Origin of the sequence: Pseudomonas sp. YeP6b, assembly GCF_025642995.1 — a bacterium.
Classification (GTDB): domain Bacteria; phylum Pseudomonadota; class Gammaproteobacteria; order Pseudomonadales; family Pseudomonadaceae; genus Aquipseudomonas.
Genome location: NZ_CP080090.1, coordinates 3,314,817 through 3,339,366, shown reverse-complemented (window position 1 = coordinate 3,339,366; position 24,550 = coordinate 3,314,817). Strand labels below are relative to the sequence as shown.

Here is a 24,550-nt window from a genome sequence, read left to right as displayed (position 1 = left end):
TGTGGGCGCTGGCTTGCCTGCGATAGCGGTGTAACTGTGTCAGATGCGTTGGCTGACTTGCCGCCATCGCAGGCAAGCCAGCGCCCACATTTATTGGGTTTTCACGTCAAGATTGATGGGTTAGCCGAAGGTGAAGGCATACGCCGACACGTGCGGGTCGAGAAATTCGATACTGAAAGTGCGGTCCTTGACCCCGGCGGGCTGGCGTACCAGCTGGTACAGGCGTTGTTCGGTCACCGTACCGCTGCCATCCGGCGCCACATCGGTGCCGTGTGCGGCGCCTGGGGCCTGGCCGTCAATCGTCACGTTGAAACGCACCGGCTTGCCATCGGCACCCGGGCCCAGCACCAGGTGCAGGTCACGGGCGTGGAAGCGGTAGACGATGCGCCCGCCGGCCTGGTCGAGGGCGGCTTGTTGGCCGCCGACGTTCCATTGGCCTTGCAGGGTCCAGTTGTTCAGGGCCAGGTTGCTGGCGGCCGGGTAATCCACCACCTTGTCGGTGCCCAAAGTGGCGGTGGTGACGAAGTTTTCCGCACGCTGGAAGCCCAGGTAGGTTTCCGGCGACTGCACTTCGTTCATGTCCGGCGCTTGCTGCACGCCCTTGGCGTCGGCCTCGATCAGGCCGCCGGCAACGTTTGTTGCACCGGCTTCACGCAGCAGCTGCTGAATAACCCGCTCCGACTCGGCGTAATCGCCTTCGCCAAAGTGGTGATAGCGGATCTGGCCCTTGGCATCGGCAAAGTAATGCGCCGGCCAGTACTGGTTGTTGAACGCGCGCCAGACTTTGTAGTTGTTGTCGATCGCCACCGGGTAGGTGATGCCCAAATCCTTCATGGCTTGGGTGACGTTGCCCACGTCGCGCTCAAAGGCGAATTCCGGGGCGTGTACACCGATCACCACCAAGCCTTGGTCGCGGTATTTCTCGGCCCAAGCTTTGACGTAGGGCAAGCTTCGCAGGCAGTTGATGCAGGAGTAGGTCCAGAAATCCACCAGCACCACTTTGCCTTTCAGCGCTTGGGCGGTCAGTGGCGGGCTGTTGAGCCATTGCACAGCGCCATCCAGCGACGGCAGCGTGCCTTCGATCGGCAGCGCGTCGTTGTGGTTGGCGGCCGCCATCATTGCGCCGCCGGCCATCATCGCTCCGCCCTTCTGCTCAGGCTTGGCGCTGAGTGTGTCCACCAGGCTTTGCTCCAGGCCACCGGTGGAGGCCGTCGACACGCGCGCCAGCACGCCGGTGTCCAGGCCCAGGGCGATGGCGGCCACACCGGCCAACATCAGCGCGCCAAGGCCACGGCGCAGCCATTCACCGGCACCGAGGGAGCGCTTCATAAAGCCAAAGACTTTACCGCCGACCAACAGTGCCAAGGCCAGGGACGTGGCAGCTCCGGCGGCGTAGGCCAGCAAGAGTAAGGTCGTACCGATGCTGGCGCCCTGTAGCGCCGCGCCGGTGAGCACCAGCCCCAGGATAGGCCCGGCGCACGGTGCCCAGAGCAAACCGGTGGCCACGCCGATCAGGAACGAGGCGCCCGGACGCGGTTTGGCATCGGCCCCAGCGGCTTCGGACAGGCGACTGCCGGCGGCTACCAATGGCCGCGTCAGGCGTTCCGACAGTTGCGGCAGCAGCAGCGTGAGCCCGAACAGGGCAACGCACAGTAACGCGAGCCAGCGCCCGTATTGATTGACTTGCACCACCCAACCGCCGCCCACTGCCGCCAGTGAGGCCACCAGGGCGAACGTCACCGCCATCCCCGCTAACAGCGGCAAGCCACTGCGCATAAACGGCTGCCCGGTGCGAGCGAAGACAAAAGGCAGAACAGGCAGGATGCACGGGCTGACAATTGTCAGCACGCCGCCCAGATACGCGAGAACCAGAAGCCACATGGGATCGACCCTTATAGGTGTAAGAAAACATCGGCTTAAACCGCCGTGAACGTCATGGCCACGCCATTCATGCAATAACGTAGGCCGGTAGGTGCCGGGCCGTCGTCAAATACATGCCCTTGGTGACCGCCGCACCGGCGGCAGTGAATTTCCTTGCGCACCACGCCGTAGGAAGTGTCGACGTGGCTGGCGACGGCGTTGTCCAGCGGCTGCCAGAAGCTTGGCCAGCCGGTGTGGCTGTCGAACTTGGTGCTTGAGGAAAACAGCGGTAAGGCGCAGCCGGCACAGGCAAAGGTGCCGGTGCGGTGTTCATCGTTGAGTGGGCTGGTGTAAGGGTGTTCGGTGCCCTCCTCGCGCAGCACGGCGAATTCCTCGGCGCTTAGCAGGCTGCGCCATTGGGCCTCAGTGTGGGTGACTTCGAAGGTTTCGGCGGCTTCGGCTTCGGTGACCATGTTGAGGTGTTTGAGCAGGCCGCCGGCCAGGACGGCGACACCCAGGCCGCCAGTGGCTAGCAGTATTTGTCGGCGTGAGTACATGGGGGTTTCCTCATTGATGGCTGGCGCGGAACCTGTGGTGAGCGGGCTTCATTTGAAGAGCAGGCTTGCCCGCGAAAGCGGTGGGTCAGTCAACATCCATGTTTGCTGGGCCGACGTTATCGCGGGCAAGTCGAATCGTCGCACCGCCGCTCCCACATTTAATCTTCGCTGCTTTGGGCATTGCGTTCGCTTAACTGAACGGCATTAGGGCAAGCCCGCTCGCCACAAAAGCTCGCTCGCTCTTGCAATGGGGTCATCCTGGGCCTTGGGTGGTCGCGAAATCCTCACGCAGAGTTAAACAATTCGTGATAACTACACTGTTGCAAAACCCGCACAATGCGCGGACTACAAGCCAAGGTTTTTAAAGGTTTTCAGCATGGATCAGCCCAAACGTGTCCTCGTGGTCGAGGACGATGCCCATATTGCCGACTTGATCTGCCTGCACCTGCGCGACGAGCAGTTTGAGGTGGTGCACAGCGCCGATGGCAACGAAGGCCTGCGCCTGCTCGAGCAAGGCGGCTGGGACGCGCTGATCCTCGACCTGATGCTGCCCGGCGTCGACGGCCTGGAAATCTGCCGCCGTGCCCGCGCCATGACGCGCTACACACCGATCATCATCACCAGCGCACGCTCCAGTGAATTGCACCGCATTCTTGGCCTGGAACTGGGCGCCGATGACTACCTGGCCAAGCCGTTTTCGATGCCGGAGCTGGTGGCGCGGGTCAAGGCGCTGCTGCGCCGGGTTGATGCCATGGCGCGCAACTTGAAGATGGACGCGGGCAGCCTCGACCTCGGCCAGCTGTTCATCAACCCGCTGACCCGCGACGCCACCCTGCAAGGCCAGCGCCTGGACCTCACGCCACCGGAATTCGACCTGCTGTATTTCTTCGCGCGCCAGCCGGGCAAAGTCTTCTCGCGCATGGACCTGCTCAACGCCGTGTGGGGCTACAGCCACGAAGGTTATGAACACACCGTGAACACCCACATCAACCGCCTGCGCGCCAAGGTCGAGGCCGACCCGGCCAACCCGGTGCTCATCCTCACGGTGTGGGGTCGGGGCTACAAGTTTGCCGAGAGTTCGCCATGAAACTGACCCTGACCCAGCGCCTGTCGGTGGTGTTCGCCGTGTTGCTGGTGATCTGCAGCGGCACCTCGGCATGGCTGCAGGTGCGCTCCAACCACATGCACGAACTGGAAGTGGTGCAAGGCCTGTCCCGCGACCTGGCGGCGCACATCGCCCGCGACACGCAACTGATGGACGCCGACGGCCTCAAGCCCGACGCAGTACGCAACCTGTTCAGCCAGTTGATGCTGGTCAACCCCAGTGTCGAGGTGTACTTGCTCGATATCGACGGGCGCGTGGTCGGGAATGCCGCACCCGCAGGGCATTTGCTGCGCGATAAGGTCGATCTGGCGCCGATTCGGCGCTTCTTGAGCGGCGCGATGCTGCCGATCCTCGGCGACGACCCGCGCAGCGTCGATGGGCGCAAGGTGTTCAGCGCCGCGCCGCTCAAAGCCAACGGCCAGCAAACCGGATTCTTGTACGTGGTGCTGCTGGGCGAAGCCCACGACGTGTATGACGCCAAAGATGCCACGGGCATGGCGTTGAAAATCGCCCTGTGGTCCATCGGCCTGGTCGCCCTGCTCTGCCTGTTGGCCGGCCTGATTGCCTTCGCCTGGATCACCCGACCGCTGCGCCAGTTGACCGACAAGGTCGGCCAGTTCGACATCAACGGCGCGCCCGAACCCGCGCAAATCAACCGCCCCAAACTCGACAGCGGCGATGAAATCGCTGTGCTCGACCACGCCTTCGTACAAATGGAAAACCGCCTGGGCGAGCAATGGCGCGCCATCACCCAACAGGATCAGGAACGCAGGGAAATGGTCGCGAATATTTCCCACGACCTGCGCACGCCGCTGGCGTCACTGCACGGTTACCTGGAAACCCTGAGCCTCAAGGACGCCAGCCTCAGCCCCGAAGAGCGCCGGCGTTACCTGGGCATCGCCCTGGACCAAAGCCGTAAGGTCGGCGGGCTGGCCCAGTCATTGCTGGAGCTGGTGCGCCTGGAACATGGTTTCGTGCAGCCGGTGATCGAAGGCTTTTCACTGCCGGACCTGGTGCAGGACATCTTCCAGAAATTCGAACTCACCGCCGAAGCCCGGTCCATCAAGCTTATCGCCACCCTGCCGCGCCAGGTGCCGACAGTACTGGCCGACCTGGGCTTGATCGAACGCGTGCTGACCAACCTGCTTGATAACGCTTTGCGTCACACACCGCTAAACGGTGAAGTCGAAGTGATCCTGTCACCCGAGGCCAACAGTGTGGCGGTCACCGTCAGTGACAGTGGCCCAGGCATTGATGCCGAGCTGCGCGATGGCTTGTTCCTGCGCGCGTTCACCATCGGCGGTGCGCGCCGCGATGGCGGCCTGGGCCTGCGCATCGTGCACCGTATCCTGCAATTACACGGGCGCAGCATCCAACTGGTGGACCGCCCCGGGCATGGCGCGACCTTCAGGTTCTCGCTAGAAACGCGAGCATCAGCGCGTTGACCCGCTGGGCCTGCTCGTTCTGGACCCAGTGACCGCAGTTGGCCAACACCTGCTGTTGCAGGTTGGGCACTGCGTCGGGCATGCGCTTGAGGGTGTGGGCTTCGAACACACCGACCGGGTCGCGGTCGCCAATCAGGAACAACGTGGGTTGCAGCACTTGCTGGCCCGCCAGGCACTCGGTGCGCTGCCAGTTGCGCTCGAAGTTGCGATACCAGTTCAGCGCGCCGCGAAAACCGTGCTTGCTGAAGGTTTGCACGTAAACGTCCAAGTCCGCTTGAGCACACCACGGCGGCAGTGTGCCGGGGGCCGAGACGCCTTCGAGCAAGGTGGCGTTAGCTGGCTTCTTCTGCAGGAACACATCCTGATCCTGCATGAACAGCCGCAGCGTGCGTTCGATGTCGGCATCCAGTTCCCGCTCGGCTACGCCCGGTTCCTGGAAATACAGGATGTAGTTGAAGCGGTCGGCATACAGCTCACGCATGATTTCGATTACCGGGCGCCGGGCACGTCCGGCAAACGGCACCGACATCGTAATCAAGCGGCTGACCCGCGCGGGTTCGAGCAATGCGAGGTGCCACGCCACCACGGCGCCCCAGTCATGGCCGACCATCACCACCGGTTGATGGCCGAAATGGTTCATGGCCTGTTGAATATCGGCGCACAGCGTCAGTAAGTCGTAATCGGCGATCCCGGCAGGCGCACTCGATTCGCCGTAGCCACGCATTTCAGGCACGAACACCCGATACCCGGCAGCGACCAGCGCGGGAATCTGCTCGCGCCAGGAATGCCAACACTCAGGAAACCCGTGCAGCAGCCAGATAGGCTGGCCATGCTCGGGGCCGGCGATGTGAACGCTTAACTCAATACCGTTGACCTGGATCCTCTCGTGCTGGATATCGCTCATCACTGGCTTCCTTGTGACTGATGCTGTGGGTGTTGTGGGTGTTATGTAGGGCGCGCTCACGGTATTCACGTGGCGAGCAATTCATCTGGCGCTTAAATGCGCTGCTGAAAGCGCTGTCCGACTGATACCCCAACGCCTGGCCGATACTGGACACACTGCTGCTCGAGGTGTTCAAAGCCTTTATCGCCAAGTGCATGCGCCAGTGGGTCAGGTACTCCTGAGGCGGCATCCCGACGTGCTGCTTGAAGTGCAAGGCAAACGTCGAACGGGACTGATTGGCGATACTGGCCATTTCGCTCAACGTCCAACGCCGCGCCGGTTCGGCGTGCACTTGCGCAAGTACCGGTGCCAGCCGTGGGTCGGTCAACGCCGCCAACCAGCCTTGAGTGCTGGCACCCAAGGAAGATTGATAGAGCCGCAGGATTTGCACCAGCATCATTTGCGCCAAATGCTCGGTCATCAATGCCGCGCCGAGTCTTGGGCTGGCATATTCCAGGGCAAGCCGCTCCAGGCACCAGCGCAATACGCCGGCCTGTTCGGACCTGGCGCTGATACGCACCACCGGCGGCAACCCATCGAGCAACAAACGCGCGTCATCACCGTAGGTGAACAGCCCGCCAATCAGAAACAAATCCACGGTGTCGCCCAAGCTGGCGATGCCGCCCACCGCCTCTCTGTATACGTCGCGCGCGTCAATGCCCTGCCGTGCAAGGTTGCTCGACAATCTCCACGGGCGATTGTGTGTGTCAGTAAAAAACAATCGCCCTCACTCAAGGCAATTGGCACCGGCTCGCCCTCCACTTCCAGCCAACACTTGCCTTCCACCACCGCATTGAACTTGATGCCCTCCGGCGCCGGGAAATTCACCGCCCACGTGCCGCCAGCCTTCAAGCCCGCAAATAACGTGCGGTGGCTTTTCAAGAGGGCCAACACTTCGGACAGGGTATCCACAATAAAAACCTCCGGACGATCGCGATAGAAACACAGACTTTAGGGCATTCCGCGTCCGGCCTCCAAAGAAGAACGTAACCCTCCCCCAAACGGAGAAGCGTTATGACGCGTAAACAAGCCCCCATCAACAGTGGTTTCAGTGCCAGCACCACCGCGCTGCAAGCGTTGGCCGCTAAAGACTTGCGCGGTATGACAACCATCGTCACCAGCGGTTACTCCGGAATTGGCCTGGAAGCCACTCGTGTACTTGCAAGTGCCGGAACGCAGGTGATCGTTCCTGCGCGTGACGCGCAAAAGGCGCAGCGACGATGGTGTGGTGTGGCGTCAGCCCGCAACTTGAGGGCATGGGTGGCCTGTATTGCGAGGATTGTGAGGTTGCCGCGCCTACTGAAGATCACACCCAGCGCAGCGGCATTCACGCCTGGGCCATCGACCCGGAGCAAGCCGAACAGCTCTGGGCGCTGAGCGAACAACTGAGCGGCGTCACGCTTGAGTGACGGGCGCCCACCAGCGCGGCAACAACTGCCGCACCCGCGCCTCGCCAAAGCGGTCATCAATCAACATCACCACACCCTCGTCCTGCTGGCTACGAATCACCCTACCCGCCGCCTGCACCACTTTCTGAATGCCGGGGTACAGGTAGGTGTAGTCGTAACCGGAGCCGAAGATCGAGGCCATGCGCGCTTTCATCTGTTCGTTGATCGGGTTCAGTTGCGGCAACCCGAGTGTGGCGATAAACGCCCCGATCAAGCGCGCGCCCGGCAGATCAATGCCTTCGCCGAACGCGCCGCCCAGTACGGCAAAGCCGATGCCCTGACTGTGCTGGGTGAACTGATCCAGGAATGCTTGCCGTTCGGCCTCGGCCATCCCGCGTGACTGCAACCACAGTGCAATGTGCGGGTGTCGCTCGGCCATCAACTGCGCCACTTGTTGCAGGTAATCGAAACTTGAAAAAAACGCCAGGTAATTGCCGGGCCGTTGCGCGAATTGCGCGGCGATCAGTTCGACGATTGGCGCCAGCGAGGCTTGGCGATGCACAAACCGCGTCGAAATCGCATCGATGATGCGCACCTGCAATTGCTCGGCCTTGAACGGCGATTCCACATCGACCCACGCGGTGTCCGCCGGCAGGCCGAGCAAGTCGGCGTAATAGTGCCGAGGGCTCAAGGTCGCGGAGAACAGCACGCTGCTGCGCGCGGCGGTCAGCCTGGGGCGGATAAATTCGGCGGGCACTACGTTGCGCAGACACAGGGTCGAAGCACTGCGCTTGCCACTGAACTGGCGCTTGCTGATATCAAAGATGAAGTGTTCGTTGAACAGCTCGGCGACCTTGGCAAATTGCAGCGCCTCGAAATAGAACGCTTGCAGGTCGCCACTGAGGGCTTCGGGGTGGTCGTTGAAGTAGTCGCCCATGGCGCTGGCACACAGGCTCAGGGCCTGGAGGAGTTTGTCGGGCTTGTTGGCATAAGCCTGGTACGGCGCGAGCTGGTCCTTGTGCAGGGCGTTCCATTCGCGGTTGAGGCGTTGCAAGGGTTTCTTCAATGGTTCAGGTGCGATATCGCGCAGGGTCTTGAGGCTGTATTGGTCGAGGCTGGCGCTGTACATCGAACGCGCACGCTCCACCAGGTTGTGGGCTTCGTCCACCAGCACGGCGGCGCGCCATTGGTTCAGCTGGGCCAAGCCGAACAGCATGGCACCAAAGTCGAAATAGTAGTTGTAGTCAGCGACCACCAGGTCGACCCAGCGCGCCATTTCCTGGCTCAGGTAATACGGGCAAACGTCATGGGCCAGGGCCACCTCGCGCAGATTGCGCTGGTCGAGCAGGCGCACCTGGGAAGCCGCCGTGCGCGCGGCCGGCAGGCGATCGTAAAAGCCCTTGGCCAACGGGCAGGAGTCGCCGTGGCAGGCTTTGTCCAGGTGTTCACAGGCTTTGTCCCGCGCCACCAATTCGAGCACGCGCAGCGGCAAGTCGGGGCTGCTGTCGTACAGCACTTGGGCGGCATCCAGTGCCAACTTGCGCCCCGGGGTCTTGGCGGTGAGGAACAACACTTTGTCCAGTTGCTGCGGCGCCAGGGCCTTGAGCAGCGGGAAGATCGTGCCCACGGTCTTGCCGATGCCAGTGGGCGCCTGGGCCATCAGGCAGCGGCCGGTGCTGACAGCCTTGTAAACCGACTCGGCCAGCGCGCGCTGGCCCGGGCGAAAGTCGGCATGGGGAAACGCCAGGGTTTGCGCGGCGCTGTTGCGTGCGTCGCGGTGCTGCATTTCCTGGTGCGCCCACCCCAGGAACAGCGCGCATTGCTGGTTGAAAAACCGTTCGAGGTCGGCCGCCTGAAAGTGCTGGTTGAGCAGGGTTTCGCCTTCGCCGACGATGTCGAAGTACACCAGCGCCAGGTCGATTTCGCTAAGGCCGAGCTTTTGGCACATCAGCCAGCCGTACACCTTGACTTGGGCCCAATGCAGTTGCCGATGGTTGGCCGGCTGGGCGTCGAGGTCGCCGCGATAGGTTTTTACCTCTTCCAGGCGATTGCTGTCGGGGTCGTAGCCGTCCGCCCTGCCCCGCACCTTGAGCTGCTGGTATTCACCCTCCAGGGCCACTTCGTTCTGATAGTGCGCGCTGCGCCGCGAGGCCACGGTGCGGTGGCCGACAATGCCTTCCTGGGCGCTGGGCGACGGCGTGAAGCGCAGGTCGAGGTCGCCGACCTTGGCGGTGAACTCACACAGCGCTCGCACCGCAACGCTGTAGCTCAAGCGGGCTGCGCCCAGCGTACATAACAGACAGTGACCGGCATCTGGTATTCGCCACAGAACTCCAGCCAGCGCAGTTGGTTGTCTTGCAGGCGATCGCCGGGGCCTTTGACCTCGATCATGCGGTAGGTCTTTTGCGCGGGCCAGAACTGGATCAGGTCGGGCATGCCGGCACGGTTGGCGCGAATGTCCAATAGCAGCCGCTCAAACCAGTAGCGCAGGTGTTCGGCGGGCAAGCAGTCCAAGGCCTGTTCCAACAGTTCTTCACTGAGCAGGTTCCAGAATACGAAGGGCGACTGAATGCCCCATTTGTCCACGTAGCGCTGGCGGATGGTGGTCTTGTAGCGCTCGTCCCCCAACTGCTCGAAGCAGGCGGCGAACAACACAGCGCGGCGCTGATGAAAGTCCTCGCTGTGCAGGTCCACCGGCCCACGCTGGAACGGGTGAAAAAACGAGCCTGGCAATGGCGCAAATATCGCCTCCCAGCACAACAACCCGAACAGCGAGTTAATCAGCCCATTCTCGACGTAATGTACCGGTGCATCGGGCTCGCTCAGATGCGCCTGCACGCAGTACTCCACCGACATCAGCGGCTGCGGAATTTGCAGTGCCAAATCCAGGCGCGTGACGGCGCGCGGCTTGACCTTGGGCAGTGCCGGCGCCCCCAGTTTACGGCGCAGGCGTGGCAGCACTCGCAACAGATGTTGCTGCTCGGCGGCGCTTTCCGGCGCCTGTTGCGCGGCGCACGCCAGGGCCATGGCCTGGGCGTAATCCTCCTGGCGCTCGAGCACACGAATCAGACGCGAGCGCGCGCCGGGATAAGCGCAATGGCGGTAGATCTGCTGCGCCATGTCCAGTTCGGCGCTGCGCTCGCAATACTGGCCGATTTGAAACAACAACTTGGCGCGGCGTTTTTCCAGCCACGGGTTGTCGGTAGACAGCGTGGCGATTTGCGCCAGCACAGCGTCCAGCGCCTCACCGGTTTCAAACGCCTGCTGGCATTGATGCAGAAACAGAAAACCCACAACGTCGTCACGCGTGCGCAGGCCACGGGACTCGGCGCAAAACTCGACTTTTTCATAGGTGTAGATGCCCAGGTCCGCCAGCACGAATTCCGACCAGTCCTGATGCAGGTTGCCGAAGAACATCAGGCGCAGGCGGTCGCACAGGTCCATCACGGTGAGGCTATAGAGCGCATCGCCGAGGTCCGGGCACCACTGGGCAAAGCTGCGTTGCTGCGGGAACTGCGCAGCCAGCGGCTCCAGCCAGTCGGCCTTCTTGGCCTTGGGCTGGTCAATCCATGGCTTGAAGGCCGCGAGGACTTCGCCTTTTTGCAGCAGCGCAAACAGCGCCTCAAAGCACAGCGTGCCCTGGTCACTGACCCAACCCTGCTCCACCAGCGCCAACACGGCGGCGCGGGTGCAGCCGATCTCGAGGTAATTGAGTTTGCTCGCACGAAAATGCACGCCCTTGCGCATCACCATGCGCACCAATAACGCCTGGGACGCTTGCGGCAACCTGTCAAATTGCTGAATGAAATGCGCTTCGTCCGCGTCGAGCAAATCGGCATAGCGCTGCCCCAGCCAGTGCAGCACTTGGCGGAAGTTATGCAGGTAATACAAGGGGTCGTCGAGGGGGTTGGCCATGTCGCGCGCCGTTCAAATACTGGTTATGCATACAGATTGCCGTCGTAAACCACTTGTTGCAATCGGTAATAGATAAATGGCGCACGCAACTTTTCTTATAAAAGTGATCAGATAGCTCTGTTGATGGCGTAACATTTGCGGCCCGCCCCATACGCAGCGGGACTTTCTAGAGTAAAAGCTTTCCAAGGTTAAAGGTAAGGGTTATGAACATGAAGAATTTGGGTCTGCCACTGGTTGCACTCACTTTTCTGCTATTGACCGGTTGCTCAACGCAAACCGTGGTGACATTGCAAAATGGTACGCAGTATTTGACCAAGGACACCCCAAACACCAAAACAGCCGATGGCTTCTACGAATTCACCGATATCGCCGGCAAGCACGTGCGCGTCAAGGCCGATGACGTGGCGACGGTACGCAACGGAAAGTGATAACAAACAGCCCCGCAAATGCGGGGCTTTTTGTTGCAGGCTTCAGTAACGGTTGATCAGCCGATCACTACGCCATCCGTCCACAGGCCGCCATGCCCGACGCCGACCAATGTCACCGAGTCGGCGCCAAACGTGAGCACCGTGTCCGCGCCGACCACCTTGGCGTGGTCGCGCAGGTCGGTGCTCCCTTCCACGTCCTTGAACACCAGCTTGTCGGTGGGCTGGTAGCCAATCACGCGGTCGTTGCCAAAGTGGCCACTGAACAGAAAGGTGTTATGCCCACTGCTGTCGCGGATCGTGTCATTGCCTTTACCGCCCTCGATAAAATCGGCGCCCTTGCCGCCCTGGATCAGGTCGTTGCCGTTACTGCCGATGATGAACGTATTGCCCTTGTGTGGTTCGGCATTGCGGTTCAGGTCCTGCACCCAGGTGTTGGCCCGCGCCGGGTCGGACAGGTTGGCGACGATCACCGTGGAGTCGCGGGTCATCTGGTCGTAAAAGCCGGACTCGAGGATGCGGGTCATGCCGTCGCCGTACGCCGTGGGTAAGTGCGAGACCCAGGTCGGCAGGTTGACGATGGAAAACGGCAGCACATTCCACAAGGTCGAGGCGTAGTGGTCGTTGAAGTTGACGATGTTGTCGGTCGTCGACTCGTGGGGTTTGTCGTGCACGCCCAGGGACGACAGGTTGAACGACGAGCCGTTCAACGCGCGGAACACCGGGTCGTTTTCATAGCCGATATTAAGCACCTTGTCGCTGGCGCTCTGGGTTGGCGAGGCGTAGGCCACGTAGTTGGAGTCCTTGTAGAACCCCGACCATTTATTGCTGCTCAAATCCGCCATGCTGTTGACCGCCAGGCCGCCCAGGCTGTGGCCGCTGACCACCACGTCCTTGCCGGTCAAGCCATGGGCGCCGGCAAAGTCGGCGACGTTCTTGAGCAAACCACTAAAGGCTTCACCGGCGTAGTTTTTCGCGTAATCCTTGGGGCCCAGCGCTGCAAGCAGGTCGCTGATCAAGTCGCCGATGGAGTCGCTGATCAAGGTTTCCCGCGGCCCCGAAGTGCCACGAAAACCGATACCGATTTCCAACAATTTGCCGGCGTCATCGTACTTGCCGAGCACTTCGACCTGCGCGCTGGTGTAGCCGGCCTTTTCGCCAAAGAACGTGCCCCGCGCATCAACCTTGCCACCGTACCCGAGGGCGCTGGCGCTGATCGGCGTCCACCCGGCTTTCTGCACGGCCCCAAGCGCAGCTTTTTCCGAGTCGGGGTTCCACGCAATGCCCGGAATCAAACCTTGTGAGTCCGTGCTGCCGAGCAACGCACCGACCAACGTGGCCGGCAGCCCGAGCCCCAGGCCGTAGTGCTGATAACCCACGGCAAAGCCGTTATCGAGGTTGTGATAGGCATACAACGTGATCGCCATGGCATCGGCGAACAACGCTTTGGAGCCCTCGGTTCCGAGGTTTTTATAGTCAAAAATTCCCATGGTACTGCCTCTCTGTTGTTGGATTTGTAGAGAAAGCGAAAACACCTTTTAACTGCGGGCTTGCCTGCAATGACGGCCTCCAGGCCAACGAAAATCTCCCTGTTACCTCTCAATCCAATTGTGGAAGCGGGCTTGCTCGCGAATGCGGTGAACCAGCCAATGAATCCATCAACTAACACACCGCTTTCGCGAGCAAGCCCGCCCCACATAAAACCCGGCCCCACATTCAGCAGGTCGTGCTTGTTTAGAACGCCCAGTCCAGGCTCAACCCCACCCCGTGCACTTTCTCCTTACTGGCCAGCAGCCCGTTGTAATCAAAGTTCAACCGCGCATCCTTGCTCAACGCCAGGCTCACGCGCGCGCCTACCAGCGCCGCATCACGCACCATCGGTGCACTTTCCACCGCAAACGAAGGCCCACCCGAGGCAAACGCCAGGTGCTGCTGCGAATCGGTGCTGCTCAAATTGTGCTGCCAACCCAAGGTGCCAGACACTTCCAACTGCTGGTGATCATTCACATTGAAGGTCTTCAACGCGCGCACACCCAGGGTGCTCAACACCACATCGCGCGTGTCGTCATGACCTTTCAACGCTGCAGCATCACCCTTCTCGGTAAAACCATCGGTATTGAGATGCACGTACGCCAAGTTGGCAAACGGCTCCAGGGCCAGCGGTTGCAGGTTGACGCGGTACGCCGCCTCACCGAACACCTGGGTGCTGCTCGCATCCACTTTGACTTTTTGCTTGCCGGCCACTTCACCGTATTGCAGGTCGCGCTTCACATCTGCACGGTGCCAGCTGTAGGTCGCGCCGCCGCTCAAGCGCCAGGCGCCGATCTCATGCCCGGCGTACGCGCCGAAGTGGTAACTGTCCACCGAAGCACGGCTATGGCTGCCGTCGCCCATGTTCAACGAGGTGTCGCTGTAACCGGCGACTAAACCGATACGGGTCGCTTCGTCCAACGCGCCATCAACCCCGGCGAGCATGCCGCCCAGTGATGTGGTGTAGCCCGCTGTGTCGCTGCGGCTGTCGGTCTTGCCCCACGCGCCCAGCGCCTTGACCCATACGTTGCCACGGCTGTCGACAGTCTGGCTGCTTGCGCCCATCTCATCATTGCGCAGGCGCTCGCCCACTGCTTCACGCACGTAACGGCTGTCGTTGACCAATGCGCTCTGCAACGCCGGGTAAACTTCACCCGACAGTTGCTTGAACGCGCCTTGTGCCGAGGCCGCATTCGGCGCCAGCAGCAGGCTTTCGTACACCGCATTGCCCGCGCCCAACTGCTCGGCAGCCGCCGCGACCGCGCGCTGGTTCGGCGTAGCCGCCACACTGGCGAAGCTGTTGGTACGCGCCACGTCCAACTGCACACCGTTGGCCGCGTAGTTCAACGTGCCACCAATGAACAGGTAATTGGGCAGTACCGCACCAAAACTACCGGTAATGCCGCCAGCGGCTTGCAGGATGTTGTACTGGCGACCCACCAGGCTCTGGGCCTGCGCGTTGGTCAGCAGCGTCGGGCTGTTTTCCAGGGCCAGGGTCACGGTGCCGCCGTTGAGCGTGGCCGTGCCACCGGCAACGATGCGGTCGCTGCTGGTCGGCGACAATTGCACCGCGTAGGTCGAGCCGGCGTCGAAGGTCACATTGCCCGCCACGTTCAGCGTGCCGATGGAATTACCCGGCGCCACGGTGCCGCCGCTTTTGGCAGTCAGCGAGCCGATACGCCCCGAGCCACCGAGTACGCCGCGCTGGCTGACCGTCACGTCGGAGGTGACCGAGCCATTGATCGCCAGCAAGCCTTGATTGACCAGGGTCGGGCCGCTGTAGGTGTTGTTGCCGGTGAGCACCAGCGCGCCGATGCCCTGCTTGGTCAGGCCGCCATGGCCGGCGATGTTATTGCTCCACACGTCCAGCCCGCAGTGCACGTCGGTGCACAGGCGCTGGGTCGGTTTGCCGGCATCCACCACAGCGCCAATCCCTGGCAAATCCGCAACGAATTGCCCACTGCCATACGCGCCGTCGATGCGGAACTCGGCCGGAATATCCTCGGCGGTGATGAACATGCCCGGGCCGTTGACCGCCTTGCCCAGGTTGATCATGCCCCAACCGTACAGCGAGTCGATGCCCGGCGCGCCGAGGTCGGTGGCGGTGGTTTTCAGCACGGTGGAGACCTGCTCGCCGCTCATGTACGGGAAGCGTTCCATCAGCACCGCCGCAGCGCCTGCCACATGCGGCGCGGCCATGGAGGTGCCATTTTTGTTGGCCCAGTCGGTGGTGAGGTTTGAAAGATCGGTGCCGTTGATGATCGAGCTGTAGATCTTGGTGCCGGGCGCCGACACGCAGAAACTGGCCGCATAACCGCAACGCGTCGAGAAGGTGCTGATCACATACGGATCGGCGCTAGCGGTGTCCGGGTTTTGCTGCAAGGCCGCGACCGACAGCCAGTTCGGCGCGATCTCCGGCACAAAGTACGCAAGGCCCGATATCGCATCCGGGTTGTTGCGGTTGTAGTCGTTACCGGCGGCAAAGATGGTCAGCACGCCGCTGCGAGCCGCGTCGATTGCGCCCTGGTAAGCGCCACCGGCAATCGTGCCGAGGATCGGCCGGATATTATTGAACTGCGCCTGCGCTTCATTGACCGTGAAGTTGGGAAACGCCGGATCGCGGCCGCCCTTGGCGTACTGGTCACCGATGCCGATGCCCCAACTGTTGTTGATAATCCGTGCGCCGCTGGCCACCAGCCCGTCCCAACCGGCTTTGTACACCGCGCCGTCGTTGCCCAGGATGATCCCGTCTTCCGGGCCCGGGTCGCCGTTTTCCGCCGTGATGATTTGCGCATTGAACGCTACGCCATGCATCGGCCCGCCATCGCGGTTACCGGCGGCAATCCCGCCGACGTGGGTGCCGTGGTTACCCAGCTTGCCGTTGGAGTCCTTGGACGGCGTGCCGTCGTAGCGGAACGCATCGCCGGCCTTTACCGGAATATACGGGTCGGTGTATTGGCGAATGCCCTCGGTGACAACCGTCACCACCTTGCCGGGGCTGTTGAATTCCGGGTGCTGGGCGTACACCGGTTGGTCGAAGATCCCCAGTTTGACGCCCTTGCCGGTGTAGCCGGCGGCATAGGCCGCGTCTGCATGCACCGCGCCCAGGCCCCAGTCGGCCTTGAACTCATTGCTGCGCCAACTGGCAGCGTCGCCCAACTTGCCGGTTTCCACATAGGGTGCGGCCTGGGCGGTACCCAAGCTTGCCAGGCAGCACAGCAACGCACCGTATGGCACGCAGCTCAAAGCCTTGAGCGGGTAGCCCGGGCCGGTGTGAGTGGCGGTGATTAACCCTGACGTACGTTTTTTCACGGTGACCTTCCTTAGTTTTCTTATTGCACTTTTTTGGAAATCCAACCCGATCGTTCCCATGCTCCGCGTGGGAATGCAGCCCAGGGCGCTCTGCGTCCAAAGCGTGACGCAGAGCGTCACATAAGGCATTCCCACGCGGAGCGTGGGAGCGATCATCGTCTTGAACTCAGAACTGCCAGTTCAGGCTCAACCCCACGCCTTGGGTTGTCTCGCGCCCACCCAACTGCCCGTGGTAATCGAGGTTGACCCGCGTGGCCTTGCTCAGCGCCAAGCTGGCCTGCACCCCAACCAACGCCGCATCACGCAGTAACGGCGAACTGCGCACGGCAAATGAAGGCCCGCCAGCGACAAACGCCAAATGTTCTTCCGATTCAACCGCGGTAAGGCTGTGCTGCCAGCCCAGCGAGCCGGACAGTTCCAGCTGCTGATGGTCATTCAATGGCAGGGTTTTCAATGCGCGCGCACCGAGGGTGCTGAGCACCGCATCGCGCCGATCACGGCCACGCTCCAGCGCAGCGGCGTCGCCTTTTTCGTGGAATGAATCACTGTCCAGGTGCACATACGAAAGGTTGGCGAACGGCTCCAGCGCCAGCGGTTGCAGGTGAATGCGGTACGCCGCCTCAGTGAACAGCTGGGCCGTGCGTGCGTCCAGCTTGGTCTTTTGCTTGCCGCTGACTTCACCGTATTGCAGGTCACGTTTCACATCGCCGCGATGCCAGCTGTAAGCACCACCGACGCTCACGCGCCAGTCGCCCAGCTCGCGCCCGGCATACGCGCCGAAGTGGTAGCTGTCGATGGACGCCGAGGAATGCGTGCCGCTGCCCAGGTTCAACGAGCTGTCGCTGTAACCGGCGACCACACCCACGCGGGTCTGCTCGTCCAGCGCGCCATCAACGCCAGCCAACAGGCCGCCGATAGACGTGGTCGAGCCTGCCGTTTCGCTACGGCTGTCGCTCTTGCCCCAGGCCCCAAGCGCCTTGAGCCACAGGTTGCTTTCGCCGTTCGCTGGCACATGGCGCAAGCGCTCGCCGACTGCATCGCGCAGTTGCAGGCTGTCGTTGATCAGCATCGCGCCAATCGCCGGGTAAATTTCGCCGGACAACTGCTGCAAGCCTTGCCGAGCGGTGGCAACGGAATCGGACTGCAACAGGCTTTCATACACCGGGTTGCCCGCGCCCAGTTGCTCGGCAGCGGCGCCGACAGCGCGCTGGTTACGGTTGGCGGCGACGCTGGCAAAGGTCGCATCGTTGCGCCCCACGTCCAGTTGCACGCCGTTGGCCGCATAGTCGAGGGTGCCGCCGAGGAACAGGTAGTTGGGCAACACCTGACCAAACTGGCCCTGGATACCACCCGCCGCTTGGAGGATGGTGTACTGGCGGCCGATCAGGCTTTGCGCCTGGCTCTGGCTCAGCAACGTAGGGCTGTTTTCCAACGCCAGGGTGACGGTGCCGCCGCCCAGTACGGCTTTGCCACCGGCGACAATACGGTCGCTGCTGGTGGGCGTCAGTTCCACGGCATAGGTGGAACCCGCGCCCAGGTTCACATCGCCTGCCACGTTCAAGGTACCCACGGAATTGCCCGGTGCCACGGTGCCGCCGCTGTTCACCGACAAGGCGCCGATACGCCCGGAACCGCCGAGGGTGCCGCTGTCGTTCACGGTCACCGCCGAGGTCAGCGAGCCGTTCACCGCCAGCAGGCCGCCATTTACGCTGGTCGCGCCGCGGTAGGTGCTGTCGCCGCTGAGCAGCAAACTGCCGGCGCCGGATTTGATCAGGCTGCCTTCATACACGCGGTTCGCGGCGGCTTGGTCACGGGCGCTGCCGACCGCGTAGTCGGTCTGGTCCTGTTGGCTGGCAGTCGCGCCCACGCCGTTTTGCCAGCCCTTGTCGATCAGGGTTTGCTGCCAGGCCGTGTGCTCGGCGCGGTCTTCGGCCTGGCGCTGGAGCAACGCCTGGTCGGAGATGCCATTGCTCCACACATCGCCCTGCCCGGCCGCCAGGCTGACGTTCATCGGGCCGAGTAATTGCCCCGGCCCGTGCATCGCCCGGCCGAGGTCCGGCACGCCCCAGCCCACAGTGGTGTTGGGGGCCTGGGTGATCGAACCGTCGAGTTGCGTGGCGGTGGTCAACAGCACCTGCAACGCCTGCTCGTTGTTCATGTACGGGTAGCGTTCCATCACCAGCGCCAAGGCGCCCGTGGCGTGGGGTGCCGACATCGAAGTGCCGGACTTCACGCCATAGCCGCCACCAGGAACCGTGCTGTTGATCAGCGCGCCGGGCGTGGAAATACACCAGTACTTGGCAATGCCGCACTTGTTGTATTTCTGGTTATTCGCCTTGTCCAGGCCCGACACGGCCAGCCAGTGGCCTTCCAGTTCCGGCTGGAAATACGGCAGCGCCGAACGCACGCTGGCATTCGCGTAGCCGCTGTTGCCGGCGCTGAACACATTGATCACGCCGGCCTTGGCCACGTCCGCCGCTGCGTCCAGCCAGGTGCCCTGGTTGTAATGCTGGGCGTAGGCGGCATGCAGGCCGCCGAGGGTCTGGTAGCTGACATCCGAAGGCTGGCTGCCCCAGCTGTTGTTGATGGCGCGCACGCCGGAATCCACCAGCGCGGTGTACACCGCCTTGAAGTATTTGGGGTCCGGGGTTGGGCCGAACAAGAAGCTGTCATTGGCGTTGGTGTTGCCCACGTAGAGTTGCGCGTTGTAGGCCACGCCGTGCATGCCCACGCCGTCGCGCGCCGCGCCCATGGTGCCGGTGACGTGGGTGCCGTGGGAATCGTTGTTGGGGTTAAGCGCACCCGTGGTGCTGAACGGGCTGCCATTGACGTAAGTGCCAGTGGCCGTGACTGGGTGGAAGCGGTCTTTGGCGGCTTCCGGGTGATCAGCATCGAACCCGGAATCCAGCGCGCCGATTTTCACCCCGCTGCCGCTGATCCCGGCGGCGTAGGCCTCATCGGCCTTCATGCGACCCAGGCCCCAGTCGCTCTGAAACTCAGTGGACCGCCAGCTGGCGGGGTTACCCGGTAAACCGGTCTCGGTGTATTGCGCCTGTGCCGCAACGGACAACAGCAGCAAGGAGCCTGCGGTAAACGGTTTGAAGCGGGATGAGTCGGTGATCATCTAAACCCTCCTTATTGTTTTTATACGTGCTCATTTCACCGGGCCGAAGGCCTCATCGACTTTCGCTAGGTCGGTGTCGCGCAAGTTGCCCGCGTAGTAGTGCAATTTGGTCCAGGCCATCAAATAGTCGTACCGCGCCTGGGCCAGGTCGCGGCGGGTGCTGTAAAGCTGCTGCTCGGCGTTCAGCGCATCGAGGTTGACCCGCTCGCCACCGAGGATGCTTTGCTTGGTCGACACCACCAGCGCCTCGGCCGAGGTCAGGGCTTTTTGATACGCACGCAACTTGCTCACCCCCGACAGGCACGCACTGAATTGGCGGCGCAGCTCGATCAGGGTTTCGCGGGTCTTGCCTTCCAGCTCGTACTCGGCCTGTTCCATGCCGCGGCTGGCCTGGCGGGTGGACGCCGAGATGCCGCCACCGGCATACAACGGCATGCTGACTTCAATGCCAATGGTGTTGGTGTCATAGCGCTGGTTGTAGGTGTTGCCGCTGTCGGACTCCTGCTGACGCGCGCTGGCATACGCGGTGATCTTCGGCAGGTGGCCGGCGCGGTTGCGTTCCACTTCATAACGCGCCACTTCCACGGCCTGACGCTGGGAGGCGAGCGTGGGGTTATTGCTGATCGCCAGTTCATGCCAGGTGTCGTAGTTGGCCGGGGTCAGGGTGAAGGCCGAGAAGCTTTGGTTCAGCGGCGCCAGGTCTTGGATGTTGACGCTCTGCACACCGATCAACGCGCCCAGTTCGCGCAAGGACGCATCCTGCTCATCCAGCGCCTGGATCTCTTCGGCGGTGGCCAGTTCATACCGCGATTCGGCTTCGAGAATATCGGTGCGCGTGCCCTCGCCCTGCTGGAACAGGTGCTGGTTTTGCTGGAACTGTTGCTCGAAGGCCTTCTTTTTCGCGCGGGCGATGTCGATCTGGTCCTGGGCGAACAACGCCTGGGTGTAATAGCTCAGCACTCGCACCAGCAACGCCTGGCTCTTGTCGCGAAAGCTTTCATCGGCAAACAGCGACTGGGCCACGCCCTTGCGGTAGTTGGCATAGGCTTCGTAGTCGAACAACGGCTGTTGCAGGCTGAAAGTCGAGCCGTAGCTGTTGTAGTTGCGGTCATCGCGGTACGTACCGCCGCGCCCGTCCGGCAAATGCGCCTCGGAGTTGTTGCGGCCTTTGTTGTAGTTGTACGACAGCCTGGGCAAGAGCCCGGCGCGGCCGATGGTGCGGTTTTCGAGGCCGGCGTCGCGCTCTTTGATCGCGCCGAGAAACACCGGATCGTTGCGCAAGGCTTGCTCATACACATCAAACGGGCCCATGGCGGCTTGGGCAGAGCCGCAAATCAACATCAGTGAAATGAACACAGGTTTCATGCTCATTCCTCAGTCAACGCGGAGCCGGCGCGATCGAGCAGCGGCTTGAACAGGTAATTGAGCAACGAGCGCTCGCCGGTGCGCACGAACATCTCGGCGGGCATGCCCGGCTTGATCACCAGGCCGTGGAGTTTTTCCAGTGCGGCCTCGCTGACCGTGGTGCGCAGCACGTAGTACGGCTGGCCGGTTTTTTCATCGAGCATCTGGTCAGCGGAAATCAGGCTGACCTCGCCTGGTACACGCGGCGTGCGGCTCTGGTTGAAGGCGGTGAAGAGGATATCCACCGGCAGGTGCGTGCCGACCTTGTCCACCAGGTGCACGGGCAAATGCCCTTCGACTTCCAGGCGCGTGCCCTGGGGCACGATTTCCAGCAGGGTTTCACCCGCACGCACCACGGCGCCTTCGGTGTGCACGCTGAGGTTGACCGCAATGCCATCGGCCGGCGCGTTGATTTCACTGTGCTGCAGGTCGAAACCGGCCGAAGTCAGTTGCTGCTCCAGGGTCAAACTACGCAGTTGCGCGTCGGCCAGTTGGCTGCGCACTTCCTTCTGATACTCCTCGCTGTGCTGCTGCAGCTTGAGGCGTGATTCAAGGATGCCCTGCTCCACGCGGCCGCTTTCACCGGCGTTCTGCGCCAGGTCCTGTTGCACCTGGGACAGTTGGCGCTGGTAATCGAGCAAGCGATTGCGCGGGATATAGCCGTTGTCGGCCAAGGGCTGCAGGTTGGCCAGCTGATCGCGCAGGGATTGGGCCTGGGCGGCCAAGTCACTGCGGGCGCGGCGCATGCCATTGAGTTGCGACGTGGCGCCGTCGATATTCGCGCGAATCCCGGCTTGTTCACGGGAAAACGCCTCGCGGCGGCTGCTGAACAGTTGGCGCTGGCCTTCAAGTACCAGGGCCAGGGCCGGCTCGGGGTTGGCGCTCAGTTCGGCCGGAAAGGTGATGCTGGAATGGTTGTCGCGCTCGCTCTGCCAGCGCGCCACGCTGGCCCAGGCCATGCGGTACTGGGCTTGCAACGATTGCACATCGGCCTGGTTCTGGGTCTGGTCGAGGCGAAACAGCGGCTGGCCCTGTTTGACCCACTCGCCCTCCTTCACCAGGATCCGGCTGACCACGCCGGGGCTGAAGGTTTGCACGGCCTTGCGCTTGCCCGACACCACCACCGTGCCCTGCACCGGGATGCCTTGGTCCAACGGGGCCAGGCTGGCCCAGAGAAAGAAGCCGCCGGCGCCGACAATGGTCAGCAGCCAACCCATTTTTACGAAAAAACCGGCGTCGCGTTGTTCAAAACGAGGCTCAACAGTAAGGCTGCTCATGCGCCTGGATTCCTTCCGGCTTGGTACTGACGGCTAAGGCTCACACCGGCCTTTTCTCGTGGTGCTTCCTGCTGCTGGCCCGACAACGCGCGCAGCACTTCTTGGCTTGGGCCGAAGGCCTGCAAGTGGCCTTCGCTGAGCACCAGCAACTTGTCGGCCTGGGCCAGTGCCGAGGAACGGTGGGTCACCAGCACCACGCTGCTGCCCTGGGCTTTCATCTGCACGATGGCGCTGGCCAATGCGGCTTCGCCGACGGTGTCGAGGTTGGAGTTGGGCTCATCCAGCACAATCAAGCGCGGGCCGCCGTACAGCGCGCGAGCCAGGGCCACGCGTTGCTTCTGGCCACCGGACAGGCCGCCGCCGTTGTCGCCCAGCACAGTGTCGTAGCCTTGCGGCAGGCGCAGGATCAGTTCATGCACACCGGCCTGTTGCGCCGCTTGCACCACAAGCTGCGGGTCGGCGTCGCGAAACCGCGCAATGTTGTCGGCGATGCTGCCGCTGAACAGTTCGATGTCCTGGGGCAAGTAGCCGATATGCGGGCCGAGGTCATCACGGTCCCAGCGGTGAATGTCCGCACCGTCCAGGCGCACGGTGCCGGCCAGGGTTGGCCACACGCCTACCAGCACGCGGGCCAGAGTGGATTTACCCGAGCCCGACGCGCCGAGCACGCCAAGCACTTCGCCCGCGCCGAGGCTGAAGCTGACCTGATGCAAGGTCGCCATGCGCCGCCCGGGTGGGCCCGCGCTGACCTGTTCGAAACTGACCTGGCCCTTGGGCGCAGGCAGCGCCATGTGTTCGACTTCCGGCGGGAATTCACGCAGCAATTCGTCGAGCCGCTGGTACGCCAACTTGGCCGAACTCCACTGCTTCCACACCGCAATCAACTGGTCGATGGGGCTGAGCACGCGGCCCATGAGGATGGAGCCGGCGATCATCATCCCGGCGGTCATTTCGCCCTTGATCACCAGGAAGGCACCCAGGCCCAGCACCAACGATTGCAGGCACAGGCGCAAGGATTTGCTCAGCGAGGTGATCACCGAGCCGGTGTCGCTGGCCTTGTTCTGATAGCCGAGAAATTGCGAGTGCACCACGAACCAGCGCTTGCGCAACGCGCCGAGCATGCCCATGGCCTGGATCGTCTCGGCGTTGTGCAGATGGCTGGTGGCCAACTGGGTCGACTGCTGGGAAAACCCGCTCGCCTCGCCCAACGGCTTTTTGGTCAGGTATTCATTCAGGCAGGCCAGCGCGATCAGCAGCACCGCACCCGCCGTGGCCAGCACGCCGAGCCACACGTTGAAAAGAAAAATCACAAACAGGTAGATGGGAAACCACGGCGCATCAAAAAACGCGAACAGCGCAGGTCCCGTGATGAATTGGCGGATCGCGGTGAGGTCGCCCAGCGATTGCCCGGCGTGCCCCTGGCCACGTTGCAGGTTGCGTTCAAACGCGGCTTTGTAGACGCGCAAGTTGAAACGCCGCTCCAGCTGGCTGCCGATGCGGATCACGATAAAACTGCGAATGACTTCCAGCGTGCCGATAAACGCGAAGAAGCCCACGACCATCAGCGTCAACATCACCAGGGTGGTTTCATTCTGGGAGGACAACACACGGTCATACACTTGCAGCATGTAAATCGACGGCACCAGCATCAACAGGTTAATCAATGCGGTGAAAAAGCCGATACTGATCAAAATACTCTTGTATTCACCCAACGCCCTGAATAAGGGCGCAACCGCATGGGACTTCGCCATATCTTCTGATCTTCCCTGAAGCAAATTACGCACAACAGTTGCCCGAACCCTGGACAAGGGCGGCCAACTATTAAAATCGAGTTATATGCTTATAACTTTTAATTAAGGTGTTCGTTGCAGCACAACTTCCGGTATCGACGCCGTGTGGCCTTTATATTCACCGTCTTTTTCACGATTTAAATGGATAATGCCGGTGCCTTGGGCATTCATCAGCCAGATGCCGTCCGGGGTCGGCAACCAAGTCAGGGGTTTATCCCCCAGCCATTGTTCAGCGCAGACGACATCACCGGCCAGCGCGTTCGGCTGGTCCAACAGGTCCAGCGCGCACACCTGATCCTGCTGGTGCAACTGCCAGTGGCCGGCCAACTGGGCGGTGGTGGGTAAAACAAGACTGCTAGCCATTGCATGGGCTCCTGCCGACACGAACAACACCTGCGAAGCACAGGCGATCAAATGAGAAAAACGCGGCATTTTCTGCTCCATCCTAGAGCGCGGCGCCGGAGCGCCGCGCGCT

General features: G+C 62.1%; 16 protein-coding genes and 1 pseudogene. 4 read left to right on the top strand and 13 right to left on the bottom strand.

Annotation, left to right across the window (positions count from 1 at the left end):
* Positions 1-120: 120 nt before the first annotated feature.
* Positions 121-1,881, bottom strand: coding sequence for a cytochrome c biogenesis protein DipZ (locus tag KZH41_RS14820; RefSeq protein WP_242149285.1), 1,761 nt, complete (start codon positions 1,879-1,881; stop codon positions 121-123).
* 35 nt (positions 1,882-1,916) lie between these two features.
* Entirely contained in the window at positions 1,917-2,417 is a 501-nt protein-coding gene (msrB, locus tag KZH41_RS14815) for a peptide-methionine (R)-S-oxide reductase MsrB (protein ID WP_263272701.1), read from the bottom strand.
* 376 nt (positions 2,418-2,793) lie between these two features.
* On the opposite strand from msrB, the gene KZH41_RS14810 reads away from it, so the two are divergent.
* Entirely contained in the window at positions 2,794-3,504 is a 711-nt protein-coding gene (locus KZH41_RS14810; RefSeq protein WP_263272700.1) for a response regulator transcription factor, read from the top strand.
* Positions 3,501-4,967: a sensor histidine kinase gene (locus KZH41_RS14805; protein WP_094950568.1), complete on the top strand. Its 1,467-nt coding sequence runs from the start codon at positions 3,501-3,503 to the stop codon at positions 4,965-4,967. The genes KZH41_RS14810 and KZH41_RS14805 overlap by 4 nt, the downstream gene beginning before the upstream one ends.
* On the opposite strand, the gene KZH41_RS14800 is transcribed toward KZH41_RS14805, so the two are convergent.
* Positions 4,930-5,871: an alpha/beta fold hydrolase gene (locus tag KZH41_RS14800; RefSeq protein WP_094950569.1), complete on the bottom strand. Its 942-nt coding sequence runs from the start codon at positions 5,869-5,871 to the stop codon at positions 4,930-4,932. The genes KZH41_RS14805 and KZH41_RS14800 overlap by 38 nt on opposite strands.
* Positions 5,828-6,822 (bottom strand): annotated as a pseudogene (locus KZH41_RS14795) (cupin domain-containing protein). Before KZH41_RS14795 ends, KZH41_RS14800 begins: the two are co-directional and overlap by 44 nt.
* 308 nt (positions 6,823-7,130) lie before the next feature.
* On the opposite strand from KZH41_RS14795, the gene KZH41_RS14790 reads away from it, so the two are divergent.
* On the top strand, positions 7,131-7,319 hold the full coding sequence (locus KZH41_RS14790; RefSeq protein WP_263275075.1) for a hypothetical protein: 189 nt from the start codon (positions 7,131-7,133) through the stop codon (positions 7,317-7,319).
* Here the strand turns inward: KZH41_RS14790 and KZH41_RS14785 are convergent.
* Both KZH41_RS14785 and KZH41_RS14780 read right to left on the bottom strand, forming a co-directional pair.
* Positions 7,306-9,570 carry an ATP-dependent DNA helicase gene (locus KZH41_RS14785; RefSeq protein ID WP_094950572.1) on the bottom strand — a complete coding sequence of 755 codons (2,265 nt, stop codon included), beginning with the start codon at positions 9,568-9,570 and terminating at the stop codon, positions 7,306-7,308. The genes KZH41_RS14790 and KZH41_RS14785 overlap by 14 nt on opposite strands.
* Complete coding sequence (locus tag KZH41_RS14780) at positions 9,567-11,213, bottom strand: VRR-NUC domain-containing protein (protein ID WP_263275074.1); 1,647 nt, start codon at positions 11,211-11,213, stop codon at positions 9,567-9,569. The genes KZH41_RS14785 and KZH41_RS14780 overlap by 4 nt, the downstream gene beginning before the upstream one ends.
* Positions 11,214-11,416: 203 nt before the next feature.
* Here KZH41_RS14780 and KZH41_RS14775 point away from each other — a divergent pair, with 203 nt between their 5' ends.
* Positions 11,417-11,641, top strand: a complete 225-nt coding sequence (locus KZH41_RS14775; protein ID WP_094950574.1) for a YgdI/YgdR family lipoprotein — start codon at positions 11,417-11,419, stop codon at positions 11,639-11,641.
* Positions 11,642-11,697: 56 nt separating this feature from the next.
* Here KZH41_RS14775 and KZH41_RS14770 read toward each other — a convergent pair whose 3' ends face one another.
* The 7 genes from KZH41_RS14770 to KZH41_RS14740 all read right to left on the bottom strand — a co-directional run bounded on the left by KZH41_RS14770 (position 11,698) and on the right by KZH41_RS14740 (position 24,507).
* A complete protein-coding gene (locus KZH41_RS14770) occupies positions 11,698-13,128 on the bottom strand; it encodes a lipase (protein ID WP_263275073.1) in 1,431 nt (476 codons plus the stop codon).
* 244 nt (positions 13,129-13,372) lie between these two features.
* Positions 13,373-16,480, bottom strand: a complete 3,108-nt coding sequence (locus tag KZH41_RS14765; RefSeq protein ID WP_263275072.1) for an autotransporter domain-containing protein — start codon at positions 16,478-16,480, stop codon at positions 13,373-13,375.
* Positions 16,481-16,646: 166 nt separating this feature from the next.
* Positions 16,647-19,604, bottom strand: a complete 2,958-nt coding sequence (locus KZH41_RS14760) for an autotransporter serine protease (RefSeq protein ID WP_263275071.1) — start codon at positions 19,602-19,604, stop codon at positions 16,647-16,649.
* A 30-nt stretch (positions 19,605-19,634) separates the two neighbouring features.
* Positions 19,635-20,969, bottom strand: a complete 1,335-nt coding sequence (locus KZH41_RS14755; RefSeq protein WP_094950578.1) for a TolC family outer membrane protein — start codon at positions 20,967-20,969, stop codon at positions 19,635-19,637.
* A gap of 2 nt (positions 20,970-20,971) precedes the next feature.
* Positions 20,972-22,285: an HlyD family type I secretion periplasmic adaptor subunit gene (locus tag KZH41_RS14750; RefSeq protein WP_094950579.1), complete on the bottom strand. Its 1,314-nt coding sequence runs from the start codon at positions 22,283-22,285 to the stop codon at positions 20,972-20,974.
* Positions 22,282-24,036, bottom strand: a complete 1,755-nt coding sequence (locus tag KZH41_RS14745) for a type I secretion system permease/ATPase (RefSeq protein ID WP_094950580.1) — start codon at positions 24,034-24,036, stop codon at positions 22,282-22,284. The genes KZH41_RS14750 and KZH41_RS14745 overlap by 4 nt, the downstream gene beginning before the upstream one ends.
* Before the next feature lie 102 nt (positions 24,037-24,138).
* Entirely contained in the window at positions 24,139-24,507 is a 369-nt protein-coding gene (locus tag KZH41_RS14740; RefSeq protein WP_094950581.1) for a protease inhibitor Inh/omp19 family protein, read from the bottom strand.
* Positions 24,508-24,550 lie beyond the last annotated feature (43 nt).